Genomic DNA, 21,661 nt, shown 5'->3' with positions numbered 1-21,661 from the left:
AAAGGCAGTTCCCATGATTCAAGGCAAAACCCTAGACGCCTGGTATGCAAGTCATCCCGTTATCCAGCAACTGGTCGCGCTTGAGCCGGTCAGTTGGTTCAACCCCGCGATCGCCCCGGCCGCTGTAGGGCTGGGGGATGTCGGCCTGACCCTGGACGATGTACAAGACGCCAGCGCGCGCCTGCTTCGCTTCGCGCCCTATCTCGCCAAGGTGTTCCCGGAGACGGCGGCGGCGGGCGGCATCATCGAGTCCGCGATCCAGCCGCTGAAGGCCATGCAGCACGCGCTGTTGAGCGAGGCCGCCCTCCCCGACAGCGGCGCGCTGTGGCTGAAAAAAGACTGCGACTTGCCGATCTCCGGCTCGATCAAGGCCCGTGGCGGTATCCATGAAGTGCTCAAGCACGCCGAAGACCTGGCCCTGCAGGCAGGCCTGATCACCCTCGACGACAACTACGCAGCCTTGGCCAGCGAGCGCGCACTGGCGTTTTTCAGCCATTACAAAATCGCCGTGGGCTCCACCGGCAACCTGGGCCTGTCCATCGGCATCATCAGCGCCAAGCTGGGTTTCCAGGCGACGGTGCACATGTCCTCCGATGCCCGCCAATGGAAGAAGGACAAACTGCGCGCCAGCGGCGTGACGGTGGTGGAATACGCCTCTGACTACAGCGTTGCCGTGGAAAACGGCCGCCTGCAGGCGCAAAACGATCCGGCCTGCTATTTCATCGACGATGAAAACTCGCCCCACCTGTTCCTCGGCTATGCCGTGGCCGCCGAGCGCCTGGCCCGGCAATTCGACGTGGCGGGCGTGCGGGTAGACGCCGAGCACCCGCTGTTCGTGTATCTGCCCTGCGGTGTTGGCGGCGGCCCTGGTGGCGTGGCGTTTGGCTTGAAGCTGGCGTTTGGCGATGCGGTGCATTGTGTGTTTGCCGAGCCGACCCACTCCCCATGCATGCTGCTCGGCGTGTACAGCGGGCTGCACGACCAGGTGAGCGTGCAGGACTTCGGCATCGACAACGTCACCGCGGCTGACGGCCTGGCAGTGGGCCGCCCCTCCGGCTTCGTCGGCAAGGCGATGCAGCGCCTGATCGATGGCTACTACACCGTCACCGACGAAGAGCTCTACCGCCTGATGTTCCTCGCCCACGACCTTGAAGGGGTAAAACTCGAACCTTCGGCCCTGGCCGGCGCGCCAGGCATTGTGCGGGTACTCAAGGACGCGCAGTATTTGCAGCGCATTGGCGTCGGTGCCGCACAACTGGCCAACGCCACGCACTTGATCTGGGGTACCGGCGGCAGCATGGTACCTGCGCAGGAGTACGCGACTTATCTGGATAAGGGGCGTGCTCTGCAAACGACAATCCACCGCTGATCGCCGGCGGCTGACGCGAAGAGGGATACCCACATGGCAGTACTTGGCCTGAGCAAAGCGCCCAAGCTCAACGGCGCCCACCTGTCCAACCTGCATACGTTCCTGGTCGCCGCCCGCCACCTCAGCTTCGCCCGCGCCGCCGACGAACTGTGCCTGACCGCCAGTGCGGTCAGTCACCGCATAGCGCGCCTGGAAGAAGAACTGTCGCTCAAGCTGTTCCATCGCTTGCCGCGCAAGGTCGACCTGACCGATGACGGCGAGCGCATTTTCAAGGTCATGCAGCACACCATGGACACCCTGTCCGAGGCTGTGCAGGAGCGTTCCGATACGCAGATCGAAGGCCAGCTGTGCTTCTACGCCAGGCCTTCCGTCGCGCAATGCTGGCTGGTGCCAAGGCTGGCCGATTTCACCGCCCGCTACCCCGGGATTCAACTGGATGTGCGGGTCGGCAACGAACCGATCGACTATCGCACCCGGCGCATTGACCTGGTGCTGTGCTACTCCAACGGCGAGCATCCGGGCCTGGCAAGCCTGCGCCTGATGCCCGAGCGGATTGCCCCGGTGTGCAGCCCGCAATATGCCCAGGCCCATGGCCTGATGGGGCACCCGGAACGCTTGGCACAGTGTACGGTGCTGCACGATGTGGCGGCATGGGACAACATTTCATTCGATGCAGAATGGCGTTTATGGCTGGATGCGGTGGGCGACAGCAGCCCATTGCCAAGCCGCTTCATGACTTTTGACCGCTCCGACTTGAGCACCCTCGCGGCAATCAACCACGCGGGCGTCGCCATCGGCCGCGAGCAACTGGTGCGCAAGCGCGTGCAGGATGGCGAGTTGGTACTGCCGTTCGGCGGGTTCAGCGAGGCGGTCAATTACGGTTACTACCTGGTCCACCCCGCCCACGAAACCCTGCCCAGACGGCTCAAGGCGCTGATCGACTGGCTGGTCGAGCAAGCGGACAATTGACGCCTCTACCCGCGCGTAAATCACGCTGACCTCAGGACTTCGCCATGCCGCTGAACTTTCACAAGATGCACGCCAATGGCGATGATTTTGTCGTTGTCGACGCACGCAACGCCACCAACCCTATCACCAGCGCCCTGGCCAAGCGCATGGGGGATCGCCACCGTGGGGTTGGCTTCAACCAACTGGCGGTGATGCTCGATTGCGACGATGCACAGGCGCGGGTGGAGTTCTGGAATGCCGATGGTTCTGCGCTGGATACCTGTGGCAGCGCCACGCGAGGGGTTGCCGAGCGCTTGATGCGCGAATCCAACAGCACCTCGGTGATACTGCGAACCAACCGTGGCCTGCTTACCTGCGAACAAACCAGCAGCGGCGCGATTACCGTGAGCATGGGCGAACCGCTGCTCGGCTGGTCGCAGATCCCCTTGGCCACGGCCATGGATAGCCTACGGCTGCCACTGGCCGGAGAGCCCACCGCATGCAGCATGGGTAATCCGCACTGCACCTATTTTGTCGATGATCTGGCGAACATTGACATCGCGGCCGTCGGCTCGTTGATTGAAACCAACCCGCTGTTTCCCGCGCGCACGAATGTGCATTTCGTCAAAGTCATCAACCGCCGGCATATCCGGCTGCGCATTTGGGAGCGCGGTGGTGGCGTGCCGTTGGGGTCTGGCTCGTGCTCGTGTGGTGCGGCGATCAATGGGATACGTCGGGGGCTGCTGGACGATTGCGTTGAGGTTGAATGTGATGGGGGCAGCGTCACGGTGCAATGGCGTGGCACCGGCCCGGTGCTGCTTACCGGGCCGGTTGAATGGGTGTTTTCAGGGACGTTTGCGGCCTAGAAATCCCAGCGCGTAGTCACCATCACATTGCGCGGGTCGCCGTAATACGCCGAGTCGTAGAAGCCGATGTTGGTGTAGTACGCCTTGTCGAACAGGTTGTTGACGTTGAGCGTGGCCGACAGGTTTTCCGTCAGTTGATAACGGGCCATCAGGTCCACCAGCCAGTACGGGTCCTGGGTGAATTTTTCGCTCTGGCGCGTGCCGGGGTTGTTGACGTTTTGCCAACCGGCAGCCTGCCAACGCGCGCCACCGCCCAGGGTGAGTTTGTCCAGGCGGCCCTGGAGTTTGTAGCTGGTGTAGAAACTCAGTTGATCTTCCGGCTCCCAGGTGGCGACCTTTTTCTTGTCGGCATCGCGGGCGATCTTGTGGGTGTAGCCGGCCTGTAGCTGCCAGCCGGGGCTCAGTTCACCGGAGATTTCCGCTTCGTAGCCCTTGGTCTCGGTTTTAGTGCCGATGTAGGAGTAGTCCACGCCCGGCTGGGAGTTGTAGGCCGTATCAGCAACCGGGCGGTTTTTTTCGTGGACCTCGAAGTAAGCCAGGCTAGCGTTCAGGCGCCCGTCGAAGAACTCACTCTTGAGGCCCAGTTCGTAGTTCTTGCCTTCGTTGGGATCAAGCATGGTGCGCGTACGGTCGCGATACTGGGTTTGTGGCTGGAAGATTTCGGTGTAGCTGGCGTAGGCCGTGAAGTTGTCGTTGAGGTCGTAGGTCAGGCCGGCATAGGGCACGACCTTGCCGCTTTCCCGGGTGTCGCTGGTGCCCGTGACCTGGTAGTTGGCGATGCGCGTGCCCAGCAGCAAGTGCAGGTCCTCCATCAGGCTGAAGCGCCCGGTGATGTAGCTGCCGGTCTGGCGCGTGGTTTCGTCGCTGATCCTGGTCGGTTGGTTCCACAGCGGCTCGATGGCTTCGCCGTGCCACTTGTAGAAGTCGTAGGAGTTGTCGAAATAGGTCGCGCTGCCGTAGTCCTTGCCCTTCCATTTGGAGATGGACAACGACTGGCCCACCACCAGTTGATGCTCACGACCAAACAACTCAAACGGCCCGGACGCGTACACATCGACGCTGTCACTGGTGGTCTCGCCGGTGTATTTACGCGCAAAGATCGAGCTGGCGGTCAGGGAGTCCTGGGAGATGTAGCCCAGGGGCGCGTTGTAGCCGTTGATCTGATGGTTGTACTGGCCCTTGGTCACCCAGCCATTGTCGAAGGTGTGTTCCAAGGTGGCGAACAGGGTGCGGGTGTACTGCTCCCAACTGCTCCACTTCGGCCCGTTGTTGAACGAGCGCGGCAGGTCCAGTTTGTTGCCGGCCGGGTCGAAGATGGTCCGCGTACCGGTCCAGCTGGAGCCTTTCGGGTCGCTGTCCTGATAGTCGGCGCCCAGGGTCAGCAGGGTGTCGGGATCAAGGTCGAATTCAAGGATGCCGTAGTAAACGCCGGTCTTGCGCGAATAGTGGTCGAGGAACGATTTTTTATCCTGGTACGCCGCCACCGCCCGGCCGCGCACGTTGCCGGTTTCGGTCAACGGGCCGCTGACGTCGATCTGCGAGCGGTAGTTGTCCCAGGAGCCGGCGCCCAGTTCGATGCTGCTCTTGAACTCCGAGGTCGGCTTCTTGCGAATCAGGTTGATGGTACCGCCCGGGCCGCCCGCGCCGGTGAGCAGGCCGGTGGCGCCCTTGAGCACTTCGACGCGGTCATACAGGGCCATGTCGGTCAGGGTCTGCCCCGCCGAGTACTGCGCGTCGCGCAGGGTGGGGATGCCGTCGTACTGGAAGTTGACGATGGAAAAACCACGGGAATAGTAGTTGGTGCGCTCGGTGTCGTAGGTCGACACGGTGATGCCGGGCGTGTGGCGCATCACGTCGTCGATGGCATTGAGGCCGAAGTCATCCATCACCTGGCGCGTGACCACCGAGATCGATTGCGGCGTTTCCCGTGGGGTGAGCACCATCCGCGTGGCGGTGGCAATCGTGCCCGGGGTGTAGGAGCCAGTGCCTTCGGTGATCGAGCCCAACTGGTTGGCGCTGATCTGCGTGGCCTGCAATTGCACTTGCCCGTCTGCGACGGCCCGCGCCACCACACGATAGCTGCCCTGCTCATACTCGGCCTGCAGGCCCAGCGGTGCCAGCAGGCGCTCAAGCCCCTCGGCCAGGGCAAAACTGCCGTGCAAGCCCTGGCTGTGCACACCCTTGGCCAGCGCCGAATCGATGGCGATCATCACACCCGCCTGATTGCCGAAAGCACCCAGCACGCGGTCCAGGCTGCCGGCAGCGATGTCGTAGGACTGGCGCGGGGCCTGTTCGGTAGCCGGTTGCGCAGTGGCGGCCATGGCGCCGTGGCTGGCCGTGGCCACGGTTAAACCAACGATGATGGCGCGCAGGGCGCTGGCAAGCGGAGTGACGCGGCTGTGCATAAAGACTGTCCTGTGGTGAAAGGTTGGGGGCGCTCTTATTCAGCGTCTTCCCTGTCTTGATGCACGAGATGGCAAATACTGCCGGCCCCATGGAATTTTTTTTACCTAGGCCGCCACCACCGTCGCCAGGTAGCCGAAGACCCGCTGCACGCGCACCGGCAGCACCTTGGCCAGCAGGTCGAGGCTGGCATCCGGGCGGTCGAGGGAGAACGAACCCGAAACTTGCAGACCGGCAACCGCCGGGTCACAGCGCAACACCCCGCGCCGGTAACGGTTGAGCTGATCGACCACCTGGGCCAGCGGCATGCGCTCGGCAATCAGCAAGCCACGGCTCCAGGCATCGGCGGCGGGCGCAAGGGGTTGTGCCGGGCCGCTTTGGCGGTTGTCGAAGGCCAACTGCTGGCCGGCGCCGATCGACACCCGGCCACCTTGCTGCGGTTCGATCCAGACATGGCCTGCGAGCACTTGCACCAGGGTCCCGCGCTGGCCTGGCAGATCCTGGCTGATGATCAGCCGCGACAGCGCCACCGGCCGCACCCAGCCATGGGCGGTCTTGACGCCGACGAAGGTGTCCGCCGCCGTCGCCAATAGCAAGCGCCCCTGGTTCAGGGCCAATTGCGGGCCGCGCACATCCACCGCCGTCTGGGTGTCCAGTTGCACCGCGCCAGCGCCGGCCAACTGCAAGGGCCGCCGCTCGCCGGTGGTGGTGCGGTAGTCACTGAACAACTGCGGCAACACCACGCGCTCGCGCACACCCAGGCCCATGGCCGCCGCCATCCCCAGGCCGGCGAAACCCTTGAGCAGCGTGCGCCGCGAGGTCAGGCTGCGCGCCCGCAACAACTGGCGGGCGGCGGGCGCCGGCAGGGCAACGGTGCTGCTACGCAGGTCGCGGCTCAAGCCGGTCAAGCGCTGCCAGGCCAGTTCATGCTGGGGATTTGCATTGCGCCAGGCTGCACACGCGCGTTGCTCGGCGGCGCCGCTGACGCCCGATTGCAGGGTGACCATCCACATCAGCGCCTGGTCCAGCACGTATTCATCCAACAATTGATCGTCGGTTGGCTGGAACATCGTCATGCCTGGTACACCGCCAGGTAACAATGCCGATAGGCCTTGAGCATGGCCTTTTGCACAACATTCACGGTCAGGCCCAGTTGCTCGGCGATCTGTGGATAAGTCAGGCCGTCCAACTGCGACAGCAGGAAAATCTCCCGCACCTTGCTCCCCAACCCGTCCAGCACCTGCCCGACCGCATCCAGTGCTTCAAGTACCAACAAGCGGGTCTCCGGCGACGGCGCGTGTTCCGGCTCGAGGATCAACAGGGATTGTTCGTACGCACGCTCCAGGGCCTGGCGGCGAAAATACTGGCCGCACAGGCGGCTGGTGACCGTGGTGAGATAAGCCCGCGGCTCACGCAACAGCGGCAAGGGCCCACTGCTGAGGATGCGCACGAAGGTGTCCTGAGCCAGGTCCAGTGCCTGCTCCTGCCCACCCAACTTGCGCCGCAGCAACTGCACCACCCAGCCGTGATGCTGGGCGTAGAGTTCACCCACAGCACGGTGGGAGGAAGAGGATGAGGCCATCGAGGTGATTTCCGGACTGGCAGCTGACGGGAGGCGCGTATGATAATACTTCTCATTAGAGACAAGTAGAAGTTTATACTCCCTGCTGTTTTATCCGACCCAAACACAGTGCCTGTCGCGTTTACCCCTTTGCTTCACTGCATGGAAGCCATTTGAATTGAGAAGACCGCTGACCTCTACACGCCTGCTCGTCGGCCTGGGCGTAGTACTTTTCGTGGCAACCATCGGGTTATGGGTGTTCTGGCTCGACCGCATCGTGTACTTCAATACGTTGAGCGTGATGATCTGCCTGGTGACATCGCCCCTATTGGCTGCGGTGGCATTTGTGCTGGGGGTGCGGCGCAGGAGTCCGCGCCTCAGATTTACAATAATGGACTCGTTGCAAGAGGCGATCTCGCTGCTCGCCGTTATCGCCGTGGCCGAATTTTTCGTGTTGTCATTGCTTGTGTTTTTTTCAAGCACAAGGCCGGGCGCCTACATCGCCAGCTACGAATACACCTCCAGCGGCAAGGGCTGTAGCGGGTTAAAGGTCTACGATCGAGAACTCGAAAAACGTATAAGAATCTGCCACCCGGATGCGCTTCGGGCGGGTGGCAAGGTCAGGGTCGAAAAGCTCAGCGGCCCGTTGGGTATCGCGGTGAAACGCGCCGAACTCCTTTAGCCCGCCGCGCGCGTCTGAACCCCGCGCCCACCGTGAATCACCCCATGCACCAACAACCCCGCCACCAGCCCCCAGAACGCGCCGCCAATCCCCAGCAGCGTGACATTGGCCGCCGTCGCCAAAAAGGTGATCAACGCGGTTTCCCGGGTGCGTGTATCGGCCATGGCATTGGCCAGGCTTGAACCGATGGCCCCGAGCAGCGCCAGGCCCGCCAAAGTGGTGATAAACGCGCGTGGCAGGACCATGAACAAGGTCGCCAGCGTCACGCCAAACACCCCGACCAGGATGTACAGCGCCCCACACACCAACCCGGCGATGTAGCGTTTGGACGGATCCTGATGGGTATCGCGCCCGGTGCAGATCGCCGCCGTGATCGCTGCGACGTTGAATGCATGGGCGCCGAACGGCGCCATCAGCAAAGAACCCAGGCCGGTGATAGTGATGATCGGGTTGGCGCTGGTCTTGAACCCGTCGTTGCGCAGCACCAGCATGCCGGGGATGTATTGCCCGGTCAGGGTAATCACGAACAGCGGCAAGGCCACGCCAAAAAACGCCGCGATGGAAAAGTGCGGCATTTCAAACACCGGGGCGGCCAGTTGCAGCTCCAGGCTGTGCAGGTCAAGCCGCTGTTGGGCGAGCAGCAACCCCAGGCCAATCAACAGAACTCCGACCATCGCATAACGTGAAGTGAAACGGCGCAGCACCGCGTAGGACACCACCAGGACAATCACCAGCAGCGGGTCCGCGTTGGCCCCGCCAAACGCCGCCACACCAAATTGCAGGAGGATCCCCGCCAGCAAACCCGCCGCAATGCCACCGGGGATCAGCCGCACCAAGCGCTCGAACGCACCGCTCAGGCCCAGCACGATAAAACCGATGGCGCACATCACATAGGCACCGATCACTTCGGCATACGGCGTAAACGCCATGACCGTCGCCAGAAAGGCCACCCCCGGCGTCGACCACGCCGTGATGATCGGCTCGCGATAGCGGTAGCTCAACCACGCACCGGTCACGCCCACGCCAATACTCACCGACCAGACCCAGGACGCGGTTTGCGCCGCGCTCAGTTGCGCCAGGTGCGCGGCCTGGAACACCAGGACAAAGGTCCCGGCGTAATTGACGATGACGGAAATCAGCGCGCTGATGCTCGGTGACAGGTAGTCGGCAAGACGCAGGCGTGGGGCGGGTCGGTTCATGGCGCATTCCTTTGGTTGAGGCCGCAAAGGCTAACAAGCACCGGACCGCCCGTTCAGTCCACTTCCCGACCTTGCACCAGACCACCCTTGAGCACCTTGGCCAATTGCCGGCTGGCGCTGTCGATTTCACCGGGCGTCAGCGCCGAGAACCCCAGCAGCCAGCCGCCCCTTGCCGGCGGCTGGGCGTAGAGCCGCGTGAGGCCAGGCAGTTGGATACCCACCCGCGCCGCCTGGCGAATCGTCTCCAGCTCCGACCATCCCTCATGCAGCACGCAAGGCAACTGCAAGCCCCCGGGCGGCAAGCTGGCGGTGACCACATGGCTCAAGTGGCGCTCCACCGCCTCGGCCATGGCATCACGTCGCTCGCCGTAGATTTTGCGCATCGCGCGGATATGGCTGCCGAAATGCCCATCGCTCATAAAGCGCGCCAGGGTCAACTGGGCGATTTGCGGGGTGTGGCCGTCGAGAATGCTGCGGGCGTAAGTCATGGGCTTGACCAACTCCCGGGGCAGCACCATAAAGCCCATGCGCAAGCCGGGGTACAGGGATTTGCTGAAGGTGCCGAGGTACAGCGTGCGCTGGTAACTATCCAGGCCTTGTACACAGGCGGTCGGCAGGCCTTCGTAGTGAAACTGGCTGTCGTAGTCGTCCTCGATGATCCAGCCTTGGCGCTGCTCGGCCCAGGCGATCAGGTCCAGGCGCCGTTCCAGCGCGAGGGTGGCGCCAGTGGGGTATTGATGGGACGGCGTGACATACACGGCATTGGCGCCACTGCGGTCGGCGCGCAAGGCGTCGATACACAGGCCTTTGGCGTCCACCGCAACCGGTACCACCTTGAGCTGGGCCATTTCAAACGCCTTGCGGGCGCCGAAGTAGCCGGGGTCTTCCATCAGGATCGGCTGGCCTTCATCCACCAGCACCTGCGCGCACAAATACAGGGCCTGGCGCGTACTCGACAGCACCAGCACCTGATCCGGTGTAACCCGCGCGCCGCGCTCCAGGTTCAGGTAGTCGGCGATGGCCTGGCGCAGGGGTTCGGCGCCTTGCGGGTCGCCGTGCAACAGCAGGTTCGGGCGATAATCCTTCAATGCCTGGCGGTGCAGGCGCTCCCAGATGCCCACGGGAAAGGTGCGCGTTTCCGGCAGCCCCGTGGCAAACGCCTTGACCACTTGCTGGTCGGTAACGCCGCCGCTGGCGAGGATCTGCGCGCCCCTGGCACTCAGCGCCGCCGCCTGGTTCGCCATCACTGGCTGGCGCTTGCGCGTCCCCAGCAGGCTCGGCCCGATTTTCTCGGAGACAAAACTGCCCGAGCCTTCGCGCCGACACAGGTAACCGTCCAATTGCAGTTGGACGTAGGCCATTTCCACGGTATCCCGGGAGATGCCCAGTGACTTGCACAGCGTGCGCGTGGCGGGCAAACGGCTGCCGGGCGCGAGGATGCCCTCGAGGATCAACTGGCGCAGCACCCGTTGCACCCGCACCCGCAAATCCAGCGAGGCCAGCTTGGGGTCCGTCAGGCGGATCTTCAGCGTGTCCAGTTCCAGGTTGTGGGTCATTGACTTGGCCAAGGGCTAAAAAACCATGCATCTTTGTGCTAAGCCGCCGATATGTCCACGAGCAATATCGGCGAGCGTTGCGGGCGGGCGCTACAGGGCCATCCGATACTCGATGCAGCCCGAGTCTTTGGCGATCCAGTTGTAGAGTTTCTGCGCACGTTTATTGGTCTGCTGGGTATGCCAGTACAACCGGGCGCAGCCGTGGTGTTGCGCATAGCGCTGGACCCATTCGATCAACAGCTTGCCGGTGCCGCCGCCGCGCACCGTGGGGGCCACGTACAGGTCTTCGAGGTAGCAAAAATCAGCGACCGCCCAGGTCGAACGATGCAACAGCGCATGCACCAGCCCTACCAACTCATCGCCCTGTACCGCCACGGCGCAGGCCATGGCTTCATCGGCATCGAGCAAGCGACTGAAGGCGGTGCGGGTGGTGGTCTCATCCAAAGTGACTTGATAAAAGTCCTGGTAGGCCAGCCACAGTTGCAGCCATTGCTCATAGTCTTCGGGTTGCAAGGCTCTCACCACGATTGCCTGTGGATCGTTACTCATCGCGTTCTCCTATCGGGAAGCCCGGTCCGGGATGGATCGGGACCCGGCAATGGTAGGTTTCCAAGGCGGCGGCGAACCGACCACTTCCAGACCACCTGGCAGGCCAATCTACAACGGGCGCTACGTTCACAATTCGTTAAGGATTGCCTTCGTATACTCCAACGCTACCCCCCTCTAGCATCCGGTAACCCACCCCATGACACGCCCTGCCCCACTGTTGCTGCTGCTTGCCGGTCTGCTGTTCTTCGTGGCCCTGGGTAATCATGAGTTGCAAGGCTCCACCGAAGCCCGGGTGGCCGGGATTGCCATGGCCATGCACCTGGACAATGACTGGGTGGTGCCGCGCCTGTTCGGTGAGCCGTTCCTGGAAAAACCACCCCTGAGCCTATGGCTGGATGCCGGGGCGATTCGCCTGTTTGGCGCCAGCACCGGCGCGGTCCGACTGGCCTCGGCGTTTGCCGGGTTGTTCAGTGTGATGCTGCTGTACGGCATGTTGCGCCGCTTCGGACGGCCCAAGCCCCTGGCGTTTGGCGCCGCGCTGGTGCTGGCGACCATGGCCAGTTACTGGAGCAACGTGCGCGGCGTAGGTGAGGATGCGCTGCTCAGCCTCGGCGTGACCCTGGCCCTGCTGGCGTTCTACCAGGCCACCCGCGCGGAATCCCAGCCCGGTGCCAATATCGGCACATGGCTGCTGTTTACCTTGGGGATGACCATCGCCACCTTGAGCAAAGGCGTGCTGGGCCTGGCGATGCCGGGCATTGTGATTTTTGCCTACCTGGCCTGCACCAGCCTGTTGGACAAGCGTGTGCGACCGGGCCAATGGCTGCGGCCCGGCATGTACACCCTACTGGCGCTGGTGCCGTTGTTGATCTGGCTGGGGTTTCTGTATCAACGGGGTGGGATGCAGGCGGTCGGTGAGGTGTTGTGGACCAACAGTGTCGGACGTTTCAGCGGCTCCTTCGTCGAAGCCGGGCATTACGAGCCGATCTACTACTACCTCGCAAAATTGCCCGAAGCCTTTTTGCCGTGGAATATCCTGGTGTACCTGGGCCTGTGGCACTTTCGCAAAAGCCTGGCGAGCAATCGTTACCGGCTGTTTTTCAGCCTGTGGCTGGTGGCGCAATTTACCCTGCTGACCTTCGCCTCCAGCAAACGCATCGTGTATCTGATGGCCCTGACCCCGGCGGCGGCGGTCCTCGCGGCCGAATATGGCGCGGTTCTGCTCAGCCGCGTGCCCGCCTATCGCCGTGGCTTGATCAGCGGCGTGTTTGCCGTGGTGATTGCCGGCTACCTGGGCGCTGCTATCTGGTATGCGCCCAAGGCCGACCGGCGAGAATCCTTCGTGCCGCTGACCCGCCAAATCCAGGAATTACAAGCCCAGGGCCACACGGTGGTGCTGTACCAGCCCAACGAGCGTGTGGCCGGCGCCAGCGTGTTTTACACCCAGAGCAACTTGCCGATCCTGCAGACGGAGGCACAACTGCGCACCTATCTCGATGCCAGGCCGGGCAACGTGGCGTTGCTGGACCGTATCGAGCAACTGACGACTCCGGTCACCGCTCTCAAGCAGATCACCGTGGGCAGCCGGCCCTACTCGTTTGTCGAACAGTAAGGCCTACCAGAGCGCCAGATCGTACGTCAGGTAGACCCGGTAGTTATCGCGGTCACTGGCATAGGTGGAACGGTAGGTGGCCTTGCGCAACTCCACGCCCAGGCCTTTGAGGGTGCTGTCCTGGATCACATAGCGCAGGTGGGTGTCGGACTCCCACTCGCGCGCTTCGCGGCCCTTGAAGTCGCCGTTCTGGCCCTTGTAGTAACGGGTCATGAAGCTCAGGCCCGGCAGCACGGCGGCGAAGTCATAGTCATAGCGCAGCATCCAGGTTTGCTCACCGGCCTGGATGAACTTGCCGACCCCAGCATTGCTGAACGAGTACACCGTCGACACGCTGGCATAGGGCAGCGCGGTATCGCCGCTGACTTTCTGGTAGCCCACGCCCAGTGCCTGCGGCCCCAGGCGATAGGTGAACAGGCCGCTGAACATGTCGCTGTCGACCTTGCCGTTGCGCGCCTTGCCGGCTTCATTGCTGATGAAGTAGCGCAAATCACTGGTCAGGCTGCCCGGGCCCAACGGCTGCTTATGCACCAGGCCGAGGAATTGCTGGCGATAGAATTCGCGCATTTCCCCGTAGTACCAGGTGCCACTGAGCGTAGGCGTGAAGGCATAGGTGGCGCCGGCGAAATCGAAGTCGCTGCCTTTTTTGCCGCTGTAGCCCTGTGGATAAATATCCACGCTGTCGGTGGAGTTACGCAGCTTGAATTGATCCAGGTGCCCGCTGTGCAGGTACAGGTTGCGGATGCCCGTGTATTCGACCTGGGTGCCGCGAAATGTCTGGGGCAGCAGGCGCCCATCGTTGTGCACCAGCACCGGGATCTTGGGCAACAGCGTGCCGGTTTTCACCACGGCCGCGCCGATGCGCATTTTTGCGGTCACGCCGAGGCTGGAGAATTCATTGGCGGCGCGCCCATCATCATGGACCGGCAACAAACCGGTGCCCGCGTGGGTGCGGCTGGAGTCGAGCTTGATCCCCGACAGCCCCTGGGCATCCAGGCCAAACCCCACGGTGCCTTCGGTGTAGCCCGACTGCAGGTTGAGCAGAAAGCCTTGCGCCCACTCCTTGCGATCCTCGCCACCGTCGCGATAACCGTCGTTGAAATAGTAATTGCGCAGGCTCAGCTTGCCCTGGGAATCCTCCCAGAACCCCTGGGCCATCAGCGCCGGCGACAGACTCGCCAGCAAGCCGGCGGTAACTACGCCGCCTCTCGTGAAAAGCTCACGCATCAGTGTTTCCTCAATGCCGTATTGTCGATTTTTATGGGCAGTTGCTCCGTGTGCCAGGCTGGACGCCAGGTCACATTGGGGCGGACACTAACGGCTTGCCGAACGCCCCACAACGTTATGCGAGAAGCGCATGACGCTATGCGCAAAGCCGCCCTTCGACAGGAAATCCACGGTGAACCTCAAGCAACTCGAAGCCTTCAAGGCGATCATGTCCACCGGCTCGACCATCGGCGCGGCCACGCGCATGGGCTTGTCGCAGTCTGCGGTCAGCCGCTTGTTGAGCCAGTTGGAGGACGCCCTGGGGTTTGCCCTGTTCCTGCGCAAAAAGGGCCGCCTGATGGCCACGCCAGAGGCCGAGGAGTTGCTCACCGAGGTCGCCGGCCTGGTGGACGGCATGCAGCGTATCCAGCGTCTGGCCGACGAAATGCGCGTCGGCCGCTCGCGCAAAAGCCTGCTCAAGGTCGGTGTCCCCACCAGCATGACCCAGCAATTGTTACCGCGGATTGTCGCGGACTTTCTCAAGGACCATGACGACACCGTGGTCGAACTGCTGACCGGCTCCTACGACATGATCGAACGCGCCGTACTGGACCGCTCCGCCGACCTGGGTTTTGTGCGCCTGCCCACCGAGATTCCCGACTTCGATATCGAGCCGGTGCTGCACACCGAAGGCGTGTGCGTGATGCCAGCCGATCACCCGTTGAGTCGCCAAGAGTTCATCGAGGTGCAGCATCTGCGCAACGTGCCGCTGGTGATGCTGGGCCGGCAACGGGCGGTGCGTACCGAGTTGAACCAGATGTTCCGCGCCGCCAACCTGACGCCCCAGGTGCGGGTCGAGGTGCACTCGGTGGGCGCCGCCTGCAGCTTTGTCGCCGAAGGCCTAGGGGTGTCGATCGTCAACGGTTTGCTGGCCAGCCACTTCATGCATCTGCCGATTGTCAGCCGGCCGTTTCGCCCGGCGTTGCCCTATGCATTCGGCCTGGCATTTCGTGCCGACGAGCCACGCTCACAGTTGGTAACGGCCTTCGCCGACCACCTCAAAAGCCGCCTCGCCACCCCACTGTAGGAGCTGGTTTGCCGGCGATGACAGCCGCGCCAACACCACAGCCTCCCAGCCGAACCGCTCGTCGTTGCGCGCAATCTGTGTGTAAAACGCATACCCCAACCCGCCCCACGCATAACGTTGTGGGCCTGCGCGCTTTGCCCTAGTGTCCGCCCACCACAACAATAACAGCGCACTCACCCCGCCCAGACGGGGTCGCGCCGGGGCCGCCAGCATGACCGAACCGCAGATCCTCCGTACCCCGCCGCCCACCGAGGCGGCCGCAGACAAACCCGTGCAACGCAAGCAAATCAACCCGGCGATCATTCTGCTGAGTATCGTCCTGCTCGCCGTCGCCTTCACCTATGCGGTGAATGCCGGCAAGTTCCAGCGCCACAATGGCCTGGTGGTGCCGGGCTCGTACCAGGTGCTGGAAAAGCAGGACTCCTTCAGCCAACTGTTCTCCCTGGAACCACGCAAGGCCGGCGACACAACCGCGCGCCCGGTGTCGTTGGTGGAAGGCTTCATGGCCATCCCCCAAGGCATCGAAAAGCGTGCGGCGCTGATTTTCATGGTGCTGTTCATCGGCGGCATGTTCGGCGTGCTGAACAAGGCCGGGGTAATCGACGCCGGGCTGGAGCGCCTGCTGGGCCTGACGCGGGGCAATATCTACGTGCTGGTGCCGAGCCTGATGCTGGTGTTTTCCGCCGGCAGCACCTTCATGGGGCTGGCCAAGGAGTTCATCCTGATCGTGCCGTTGATGGTGGCCATGGCTAACCGCCTGGGGCTGTCGAACCTGATTGGCCTGGCCATCGTCACCATCTCGGTGAAGATCGGCTACCTGGCGTCCATCTCCAACCCGGTGGCGTTGTCCGTGGCCCAGCCGATGGTCGGCCTGCCGATCTTCAGCGGCTTGAGCATGCGCGTCGCCGCTTACTGCACCTTCCTGCTGGTGGGTATCGCGTTTGTGCTGTGGAGCATTCGCAAGCACGGCTTTGATGCCAGCGCGCAGATCACCTTTGAAAGCAACCCCCTGCCGATTCGCCACCTGCTGAACCTGCTGGTGCTGGGCGGCGGGATCGGTTTTCTGGTGTATGCCTCGAACCGCTGGGGCTGGAAATACCATGAACTGTCGGCGTTCTACCTGCTGCTGACCGTGGCCTTTACGGTGATCGCCGGCCTGGCTGCCAGCACTGCCGCCAGCGCGTTTGTCGATGGCATGAAAAAGGTGCTGATCGCCGGCGTATTGATCGGCCTGGCGACCGCCGTGGAAATCATCCTCAGCACCGGCCAGGTGCTGGACACCATCGTCAACAGCCTGGCCAACCTGGTGGGCGACCACGGGCCGGTGGTCTCGGCCTACGGCATGTTCTTCGCGCAACTGGGGCTGGACGTGCTGATCCCGTCTACCTCAGGCCAGGCGGCGGTGACGATGCCGATCTTCGGGCCGCTGGGCCAGTTGTCCGGGGTCAGCCCGCAAACCACGGTGTTTGCCTTTTTGATGGGCAACGGCCTGACCAACATGATCACCCCGACCTCCAGCGGCCTGCTGGTGCTGCTGGCCACCGCCAACGTCGGCTGGGGCCAATGGGCGCGATACATCCTGCCGCTGTTCCTGATCTACGCGGTGCTGGCGATGGTGCTGTTGGCGATTGCCGTGCAAACCGGATATTGAGCCGATGAGTGTTTTACCTATGCAAACCCTGCACAACCAGATGATCGCCATGCGCGATGGCATCCACCTGGCCACCGATATCTACCTGCCGGCGGGCGGCGAAGGTCCGTATCCGGTGGTGATCGAACGTACGCCCTATGACAAGCGCAAACCGTCGCGCTCGGAAAAACAGCTCGACGGCCAGCACATCTCCCGCGAGCAGATGGCGGCGCGTTTTACCGCCCAAGGGTTTGTCGCGATCTTCCAGGATTGCCGCGGGCGCTACGCCTCCGAAGGGGTGTTCACCAAATACACCGCCGAGGGCGAAGACGGCTTCGACACCCTGGCCTGGATCGTTCGCCAGCCATGGTGCAACGGCAAGATCGGCAGCATGGGCCTGTCCTACGCGGCCCACACCCAACTGGCGGTGGCCTGCCTGCACCCGCCGGGCCTGAGCAGCATGGTGCTCGACAGCGGCGGCTTCGCCAACGCCTACCAATGCGGGATTCGCCAGGGCGGTGCGTTTGAACTCAAGCAGGCTACCTGGGCCTTTCGCCAGGCCAAGGAAAGCCCGCTAGCCCTGGCCGACCCGCAAGTACGCCAGGCGCTGGAAGACGAAGACATCCATGAGTGGTTCCGCCGCATGCCCTGGCAGGCGGGTCAATCACCGTTGCGCCATGTGCCCGAGTACGAAGCCTATCTGCTGGAGCAGTGGGCCCAGGGCACTTTCGGCCCCTACTGGCAGAAGTCGGGGATTTATGCCGAAGGTCATTACGCGGACTTGCCGGATATTCCCGTGTTGTTCATGTCCAGTTGGTATGACGCTTATGTCAGCTCGACCCTGGCCAACTACGCCGCATTCACCCGCGCCAACCGTGCACCGCAACAGTTGATCATGGGGCCGTGGTTGCACGGTGACCGCAATATCAGCCATAGCGGCGATGTGGAGTTCGGCGCCCAGGCCGCGTTTGACGGCCAGGTGGCGCAGGATTGGTTGAGTTGCCGCCTGCAATGGTTCGAGCAGTCCCTCAAGCCTGGGACGCAGCCACCGCAGGCCCAGGTGCAGGTGTTCCTGATGGGCGGCGGCAGCGGCTTGCCGGATGAAAAGGGGCGCCTGCAACACGGCGGCCGCTGGTTGCAGGCCGAGCAATGGCCGCTGCCAGGCACCCAGGCGCTGACCTTGTACCTGGATGAACAACGGCAATTGACCGAGGTTGCGCCCAGCGCTGACGAGGCCGTCCTGGGTTACTACGCCGACCCGGCCAACCCGGTGCCGACCGTGGGCGGCGCACTGACATCCGGTGCGCCGATCTTCGTCGGTGGTGCCTTCGACCAGCGTGAGCGCGCGGACTTTTTTGGCACCCATGGTGACAATCGCCCCCTGTGCGAGCGCGACGATGTGCTGAGCTTTGAGACCGCGCCCCTGACCGAAGACCTGATCGTCGCCGGCACGGTGCAGATCGAGCTATGGATCGACAGCGACGCGCCGGACACCGACTTCACCGCCAAGCTGGTGGATGTCTACCCGCCGAGCGCCGCTTACCCGCAAGGCTTTGCGATGAACATCACCGACGGCATCCGCCGCTGCCGTTATCGCGACGCGTGGGAGCAGCCCAAACCGCTGACACCCGGCAAGCTTGTGAAGGTGAACATCGAGCCATTTGCCACCTGCAACCTGTTCAAGCAGGGCCATCGCCTGCGCCTGGACATTTCCAGTAGCAATTTCCCGCGCTTCGACGTCAACCCCAACAGCGGCGAAGCCGAGGGCCAGGCCCACGACCCGCGCATTGCCCACAATCGCATCCACCTCAGCCGGGATGCCGCATCGTGTCTGGTCCTGAGCATCCTGCCCAACGGGTGAAGAGCGCCTACATCGGGAGTAATGACCGCTCATCCGCCAATCCCACATTGGCTAAAAAACCGTTTCAGCTCTCGCCCTGCCTGCCGATATCTCCTGACTATCCATCGGCTGGGCGATCTTCCAGCAACTGATGTACACGCAATCTGTTCCTGGAGGAATTCGATGAATACATGGTTTGGCAACATCAGCGTCAACTTGAAACTGGGCCTGGGCTTCGGCCTGGTACTGGTGCTCACCTCGATCCTCGCGCTCACCGGCTGGACCAGCCTGGGCAGCCTGATCGACCGCAGCAACTGGATGAGCGACATCACCCAGCTCAACGCCTCGCTGACCAAACTGCGGATCGTGCGCCTGCAATACATGCTCGCCAACGGCGATGAAACCGTGGCGCAGAACGTCCAGACCACCCTCGACAGTTTTGCCGCGCAGCAGCAACAGTTGGTCAACAGCTTCAAGAGCCCGGAAAACCTCAAGCTGCTCAACGAGCAGAAAGACATCATCACCGCCTACCGGCAGTCGCTGAACAAAATGCGCGAGGCCTACCGTAACGGCAACGCGGCTCGCCAGACCATGGGCGAACGCGCCGACGCCGCCGGCCTGGTGATTGCGGCACTGGACCAGAGCGTGCGGCAGTTGCCTGAAAGCAGTGAACGCTTCGCCCAGTACGAAGCCGTCAACCACGCCAAGGAAGAGTTCCAGGTGGCCCGCTATGAAGTGCGCGGCTACACCGGCAACGTCAACCCGGACACCGAAGCCCGTGCAGCGGCGCAGATTGAATCGGCGATCAATGGCCTCAAAGGCTTGAAGAACGTGTTTGGCGAGTCCCAGCAAGCCGAGCTGATCGCCCTGGAAAATGCCCTGGGCGCCTATCGCAATGCGCTACAGGCGTATAAAGCGGCCAACGCCAATATCGTCCTCGCTCGCCAGGAAATGACCGTGCAGGGTGCCGATATCGTGTCGCGCAGCGAAGCGCTGTATGACATCCAGCTGCAACGCCGCGACGCCGAAAGCGTCCAGGCCCGCAGCCTGCAACTGATCAGCACCGTGCTGGCGCTGCTGGTGGGGATTATCGCCGCGCTGGTCATCACCCGGCAGATCACCCGCCCGCTGCAGGAAACCCTGGCCGTGGTCGAGCGCATCGCTTCCGGCGACCTGAGCCACAACATCCAAGTGACCCGCCGCGACGAACTGGGCGTGCTGCAACAAGGCATCCAGCGCATGGGCACCACCTTGCGCGAGCTGATTTCCGGGATCCGCGACGGCGTCACGCAGATCGCCAGCGCAGCCGAAGAGCTGTCGGCCGTGACCGAGCAGACCAGCGCCGGGGTCAACAGCCAGAAAATCGAAACCGATCAAGTGGCCACCGCCATGCATGAAATGACCGCCACCGTGCAGGAAGTGGCGCGCAACGCCGAACAAGCCTCCCAGGCCGCATCCGCCGCCGATGGCCAGGCCCGCGAAGGCGACAAGGTGGTGGCCGAAGCCATCGCCCAGATCGAACGCCTGGCCGACGAAGTGGCACGCTCCACTGACGCCATGGCCCACCTGCAACAAGAGAGCAACAAGATCGGCAGCGTGATGGACGTGATCAAGGCCGTGGCCGAGCAGACCAACCTGCTGGCGCTCAACGCCGCGATTGAAGCGGCGCGCGCCGGTGAAGCCGGGCGTGGGTTTGCCGTGGTCGCCGACGAGGTACGTGGCCTGGCCCAGCGCACACAAAAATCCACCGAAGAAATCGAAGGACTGGTCGCCGGCTTGCAGAACGGCACCCAGCAAGTGGCCAATGTGATGAACAACAGCCGCAGCCTGACCGACAGCAGCGTCGAACTGACCCGCAAGGCCGGCGTCTCCCTGGAGAACATCACCCGCACGGTGTCGAACATCCAGTCGATGAACCAACAGATCGCCGCCGCCGCCGAACAGCAAAGCGCCGTGGCCGAAGAGATCAGCCGCAGCATCGTCAATGTACGTGACGTATCGGAACAGACCGCAACGGCCAGCGACGAGACCGCCAAGTCGAGTGTCGAACTGGCACGGCTGGGCAGCCAGTTGCAGCAGATGGTCAGCCACTTCCGAGTCTAAGCAAAAAGCCGCCCCGGCCGAAACCGGGGCGGCTCCACTTCTCAGGCCTTAGCGGTCATCGAAGCTGTCTCGCAGGAATTTCCAGACGTGATAAACACGCAGGCAATTCACTACGAGGTCCCACGTACGTCGTGCAAACTTGGACATACTCGGCCCTCCTAAGAGTTGGGCCTTACCTCCAGCGCACTTACCGGAACACGTGAGCCTTTGGACGCAGGTCGATTACGTCTCTTGAGGTGGCCGGGCTAATGGTCCTTCCGCATGAATCCGGCACGGATTACTAGCCCGTGGCGGCCGGTCCGGAATTCGCCCGCATACCCGACTCACCTAAAAGCGACAGACGCAGAACGGGGGAGATCCTAACCAACATTTAGGCCAAAGGTGTGACCAATAGTGGTCAAGCATCCAGTATTTGACGGTAGATTTATTGCAGCTTTTTGCAGTCAGCTTTGACGCGAGAAAAGCTTCAGAAGCGATCGGTGCCGATCATCGTTGAACCTTGCGAACCGATATGGTCAACGTTAATATTCGCGGGCAGGTCGATTGCGTCTTTTGAGACAGCAACCCCAGCCACTAACTGGGATTGCAATAAAAAACCGCCCTACCAAGGCGGTTTTTTATTGCCTGAAATTTGTCGATCAGGCTTGCCCTTCCTCGACAAACACCAGCCGATTGCCAAACGGGTCCTTGATGCTCATCTCCCGCGAGCCCCAGGGAGTTTCCTCCACTCCAGGCTTGGCAAAGCGATAATTCTTGGCCTGCAATTGCTGCTGGAACCCATCCACCCCTGGTGCCTGAATCCGCACCGCTGCGCCCGGTGAGGCATCGCCATGGTGCTCGGATAGATGCAGCACGCACTCGCCCAACGACACTTGCAGGTACAACGGAAAATTCGCTTCGAACCGGTGCTGCCAATCGACCTTGAATCCCAGGAAATCGACGTAGAACTCCAGCGCCTTGGCCTCGTCGAAAATCCGCAGGATGGGGGTGACGTTTCCTAACCGCATAAGACTCTCCAAATCCAGAATACTCCCTGTTGAGGCGCCATCA

17 protein-coding genes and 1 pseudogene are annotated in these 21,661 nt (G+C 62.6%); 10 read left to right on the top strand and 8 right to left on the bottom strand.

What is annotated here, in order from left to right:
- The first annotated feature begins 13 nt into the window (after positions 1-13).
- The 3 genes from ACO77H_RS03530 to dapF are packed head-to-tail and all read left to right on the top strand — an operon-like array spanning position 14 to position 3,183.
- Positions 14-1,369, top strand: a complete 1,356-nt coding sequence (locus tag ACO77H_RS03530; protein WP_432755020.1) for a D-serine ammonia-lyase — start codon at positions 14-16, stop codon at positions 1,367-1,369.
- A 33-nt stretch (positions 1,370-1,402) separates the two neighbouring features.
- Positions 1,403-2,338 (top strand): DNA-binding transcriptional regulator DsdC, encoded by a 936-nt coding sequence (gene dsdC, locus ACO77H_RS03525; protein ID WP_169955105.1) that lies wholly within the window; start codon positions 1,403-1,405, stop codon positions 2,336-2,338.
- A gap of 44 nt (positions 2,339-2,382) precedes the next feature.
- On the top strand, positions 2,383-3,183 hold the full coding sequence (dapF, locus tag ACO77H_RS03520; RefSeq protein WP_432755019.1) for a diaminopimelate epimerase: 801 nt from the start codon (positions 2,383-2,385) through the stop codon (positions 3,181-3,183).
- Here the strand turns inward: dapF and ACO77H_RS03515 are convergent.
- The 3 genes from ACO77H_RS03515 to ACO77H_RS03505 all read right to left on the bottom strand — a co-directional run bounded on the left by ACO77H_RS03515 (position 3,180) and on the right by ACO77H_RS03505 (position 7,168).
- Complete coding sequence (locus ACO77H_RS03515; RefSeq protein WP_169955107.1) at positions 3,180-5,588, bottom strand: TonB-dependent siderophore receptor; 2,409 nt, start codon at positions 5,586-5,588, stop codon at positions 3,180-3,182. The two genes, dapF and ACO77H_RS03515, sit on opposite strands and share 4 nt — an antisense overlap.
- Positions 5,589-5,693: 105 nt before the next feature.
- The gene (locus ACO77H_RS03510; protein ID WP_346266513.1) at positions 5,694-6,656 is read right to left on the bottom strand and encodes a DUF4880 domain-containing protein; all 963 of its coding nucleotides are present in this window, start codon (positions 6,654-6,656) and stop codon (positions 5,694-5,696) included.
- Positions 6,657-6,658: 2 nt separating this feature from the next.
- Complete coding sequence (locus ACO77H_RS03505; protein ID WP_432755018.1) at positions 6,659-7,168, bottom strand: sigma-70 family RNA polymerase sigma factor; 510 nt, start codon at positions 7,166-7,168, stop codon at positions 6,659-6,661.
- A gap of 157 nt (positions 7,169-7,325) precedes the next feature.
- On the opposite strand from ACO77H_RS03505, the gene ACO77H_RS03500 reads away from it, so the two are divergent.
- Positions 7,326-7,829: a hypothetical protein gene (locus tag ACO77H_RS03500; protein WP_170058528.1), complete on the top strand. Its 504-nt coding sequence runs from the start codon at positions 7,326-7,328 to the stop codon at positions 7,827-7,829.
- On the opposite strand, the gene ACO77H_RS03495 is transcribed toward ACO77H_RS03500, so the two are convergent.
- The 3 genes from ACO77H_RS03495 to ACO77H_RS03485 all read right to left on the bottom strand — a co-directional run bounded on the left by ACO77H_RS03495 (position 7,826) and on the right by ACO77H_RS03485 (position 11,133).
- Positions 7,826-9,028 (bottom strand): benzoate/H(+) symporter BenE family transporter, encoded by a 1,203-nt coding sequence (locus ACO77H_RS03495; protein ID WP_170058529.1) that lies wholly within the window; start codon positions 9,026-9,028, stop codon positions 7,826-7,828. The two genes, ACO77H_RS03500 and ACO77H_RS03495, sit on opposite strands and share 4 nt — an antisense overlap.
- A 53-nt stretch (positions 9,029-9,081) precedes the next feature.
- Entirely contained in the window at positions 9,082-10,584 is a 1,503-nt protein-coding gene (locus tag ACO77H_RS03490; RefSeq protein WP_432755017.1) for a PLP-dependent aminotransferase family protein, read from the bottom strand.
- Positions 10,585-10,674: 90 nt separating this feature from the next.
- Positions 10,675-11,133, bottom strand: coding sequence for a GNAT family N-acetyltransferase (locus ACO77H_RS03485; RefSeq protein WP_432755016.1), 459 nt, complete (start codon positions 11,131-11,133; stop codon positions 10,675-10,677).
- Between the two features lie 196 nt (positions 11,134-11,329).
- On the opposite strand from ACO77H_RS03485, the gene ACO77H_RS03480 reads away from it, so the two are divergent.
- Positions 11,330-12,745, top strand: a complete 1,416-nt coding sequence (locus ACO77H_RS03480) for an ArnT family glycosyltransferase (RefSeq protein WP_432755015.1) — start codon at positions 11,330-11,332, stop codon at positions 12,743-12,745.
- A gap of 3 nt (positions 12,746-12,748) precedes the next feature.
- Here ACO77H_RS03480 and ACO77H_RS03475 read toward each other — a convergent pair whose 3' ends face one another.
- Positions 12,749-13,972 carry an OprD family porin gene (locus ACO77H_RS03475; RefSeq protein WP_169955114.1) on the bottom strand — a complete coding sequence of 408 codons (1,224 nt, stop codon included), beginning with the start codon at positions 13,970-13,972 and terminating at the stop codon, positions 12,749-12,751.
- Between the two features lie 172 nt (positions 13,973-14,144).
- On the opposite strand from ACO77H_RS03475, the gene ACO77H_RS03470 reads away from it, so the two are divergent.
- From ACO77H_RS03470 to ACO77H_RS03450, 5 genes and pseudogenes are all read left to right on the top strand, one after another.
- Positions 14,145-15,038 (top strand): LysR substrate-binding domain-containing protein, encoded by an 894-nt coding sequence (locus ACO77H_RS03470; RefSeq protein ID WP_170043658.1) that lies wholly within the window; start codon positions 14,145-14,147, stop codon positions 15,036-15,038.
- 211 nt (positions 15,039-15,249) lie between these two features.
- Positions 15,250-16,689, top strand: a complete 1,440-nt coding sequence (locus ACO77H_RS03465; protein ID WP_432755014.1) for a YfcC family protein — start codon at positions 15,250-15,252, stop codon at positions 16,687-16,689.
- A 19-nt stretch (positions 16,690-16,708) separates the two neighbouring features.
- Positions 16,709-18,529, top strand: coding sequence for a CocE/NonD family hydrolase (locus ACO77H_RS03460; RefSeq protein ID WP_432755734.1), 1,821 nt, complete (start codon positions 16,709-16,711; stop codon positions 18,527-18,529).
- A gap of 21 nt (positions 18,530-18,550) precedes the next feature.
- Positions 18,551-19,708 (top strand): annotated as a pseudogene (locus ACO77H_RS03455) (methyl-accepting chemotaxis protein); the annotation flags it as partial.
- 39 nt (positions 19,709-19,747) lie between these two features.
- Positions 19,748-20,611 (top strand): methyl-accepting chemotaxis protein, encoded by an 864-nt coding sequence (locus tag ACO77H_RS03450; RefSeq protein WP_371923395.1) that lies wholly within the window; start codon positions 19,748-19,750, stop codon positions 20,609-20,611.
- Between the two features lie 638 nt (positions 20,612-21,249).
- Here the strand turns inward: ACO77H_RS03450 and ACO77H_RS03445 are convergent.
- Positions 21,250-21,618, bottom strand: a complete 369-nt coding sequence (locus ACO77H_RS03445; protein WP_169955118.1) for a glyoxalase superfamily protein — start codon at positions 21,616-21,618, stop codon at positions 21,250-21,252.
- Positions 21,619-21,661 lie beyond the last annotated feature (43 nt).

Origin of the sequence: Pseudomonas sp. WMBT8, assembly GCF_050916005.1 — a bacterium.
GTDB lineage: Bacteria > Pseudomonadota > Gammaproteobacteria > Pseudomonadales > Pseudomonadaceae > Aquipseudomonas.
Note: the sequence above shows the minus strand (reverse complement) of the source record. Positions and strands in the feature narration are given on the sequence as shown.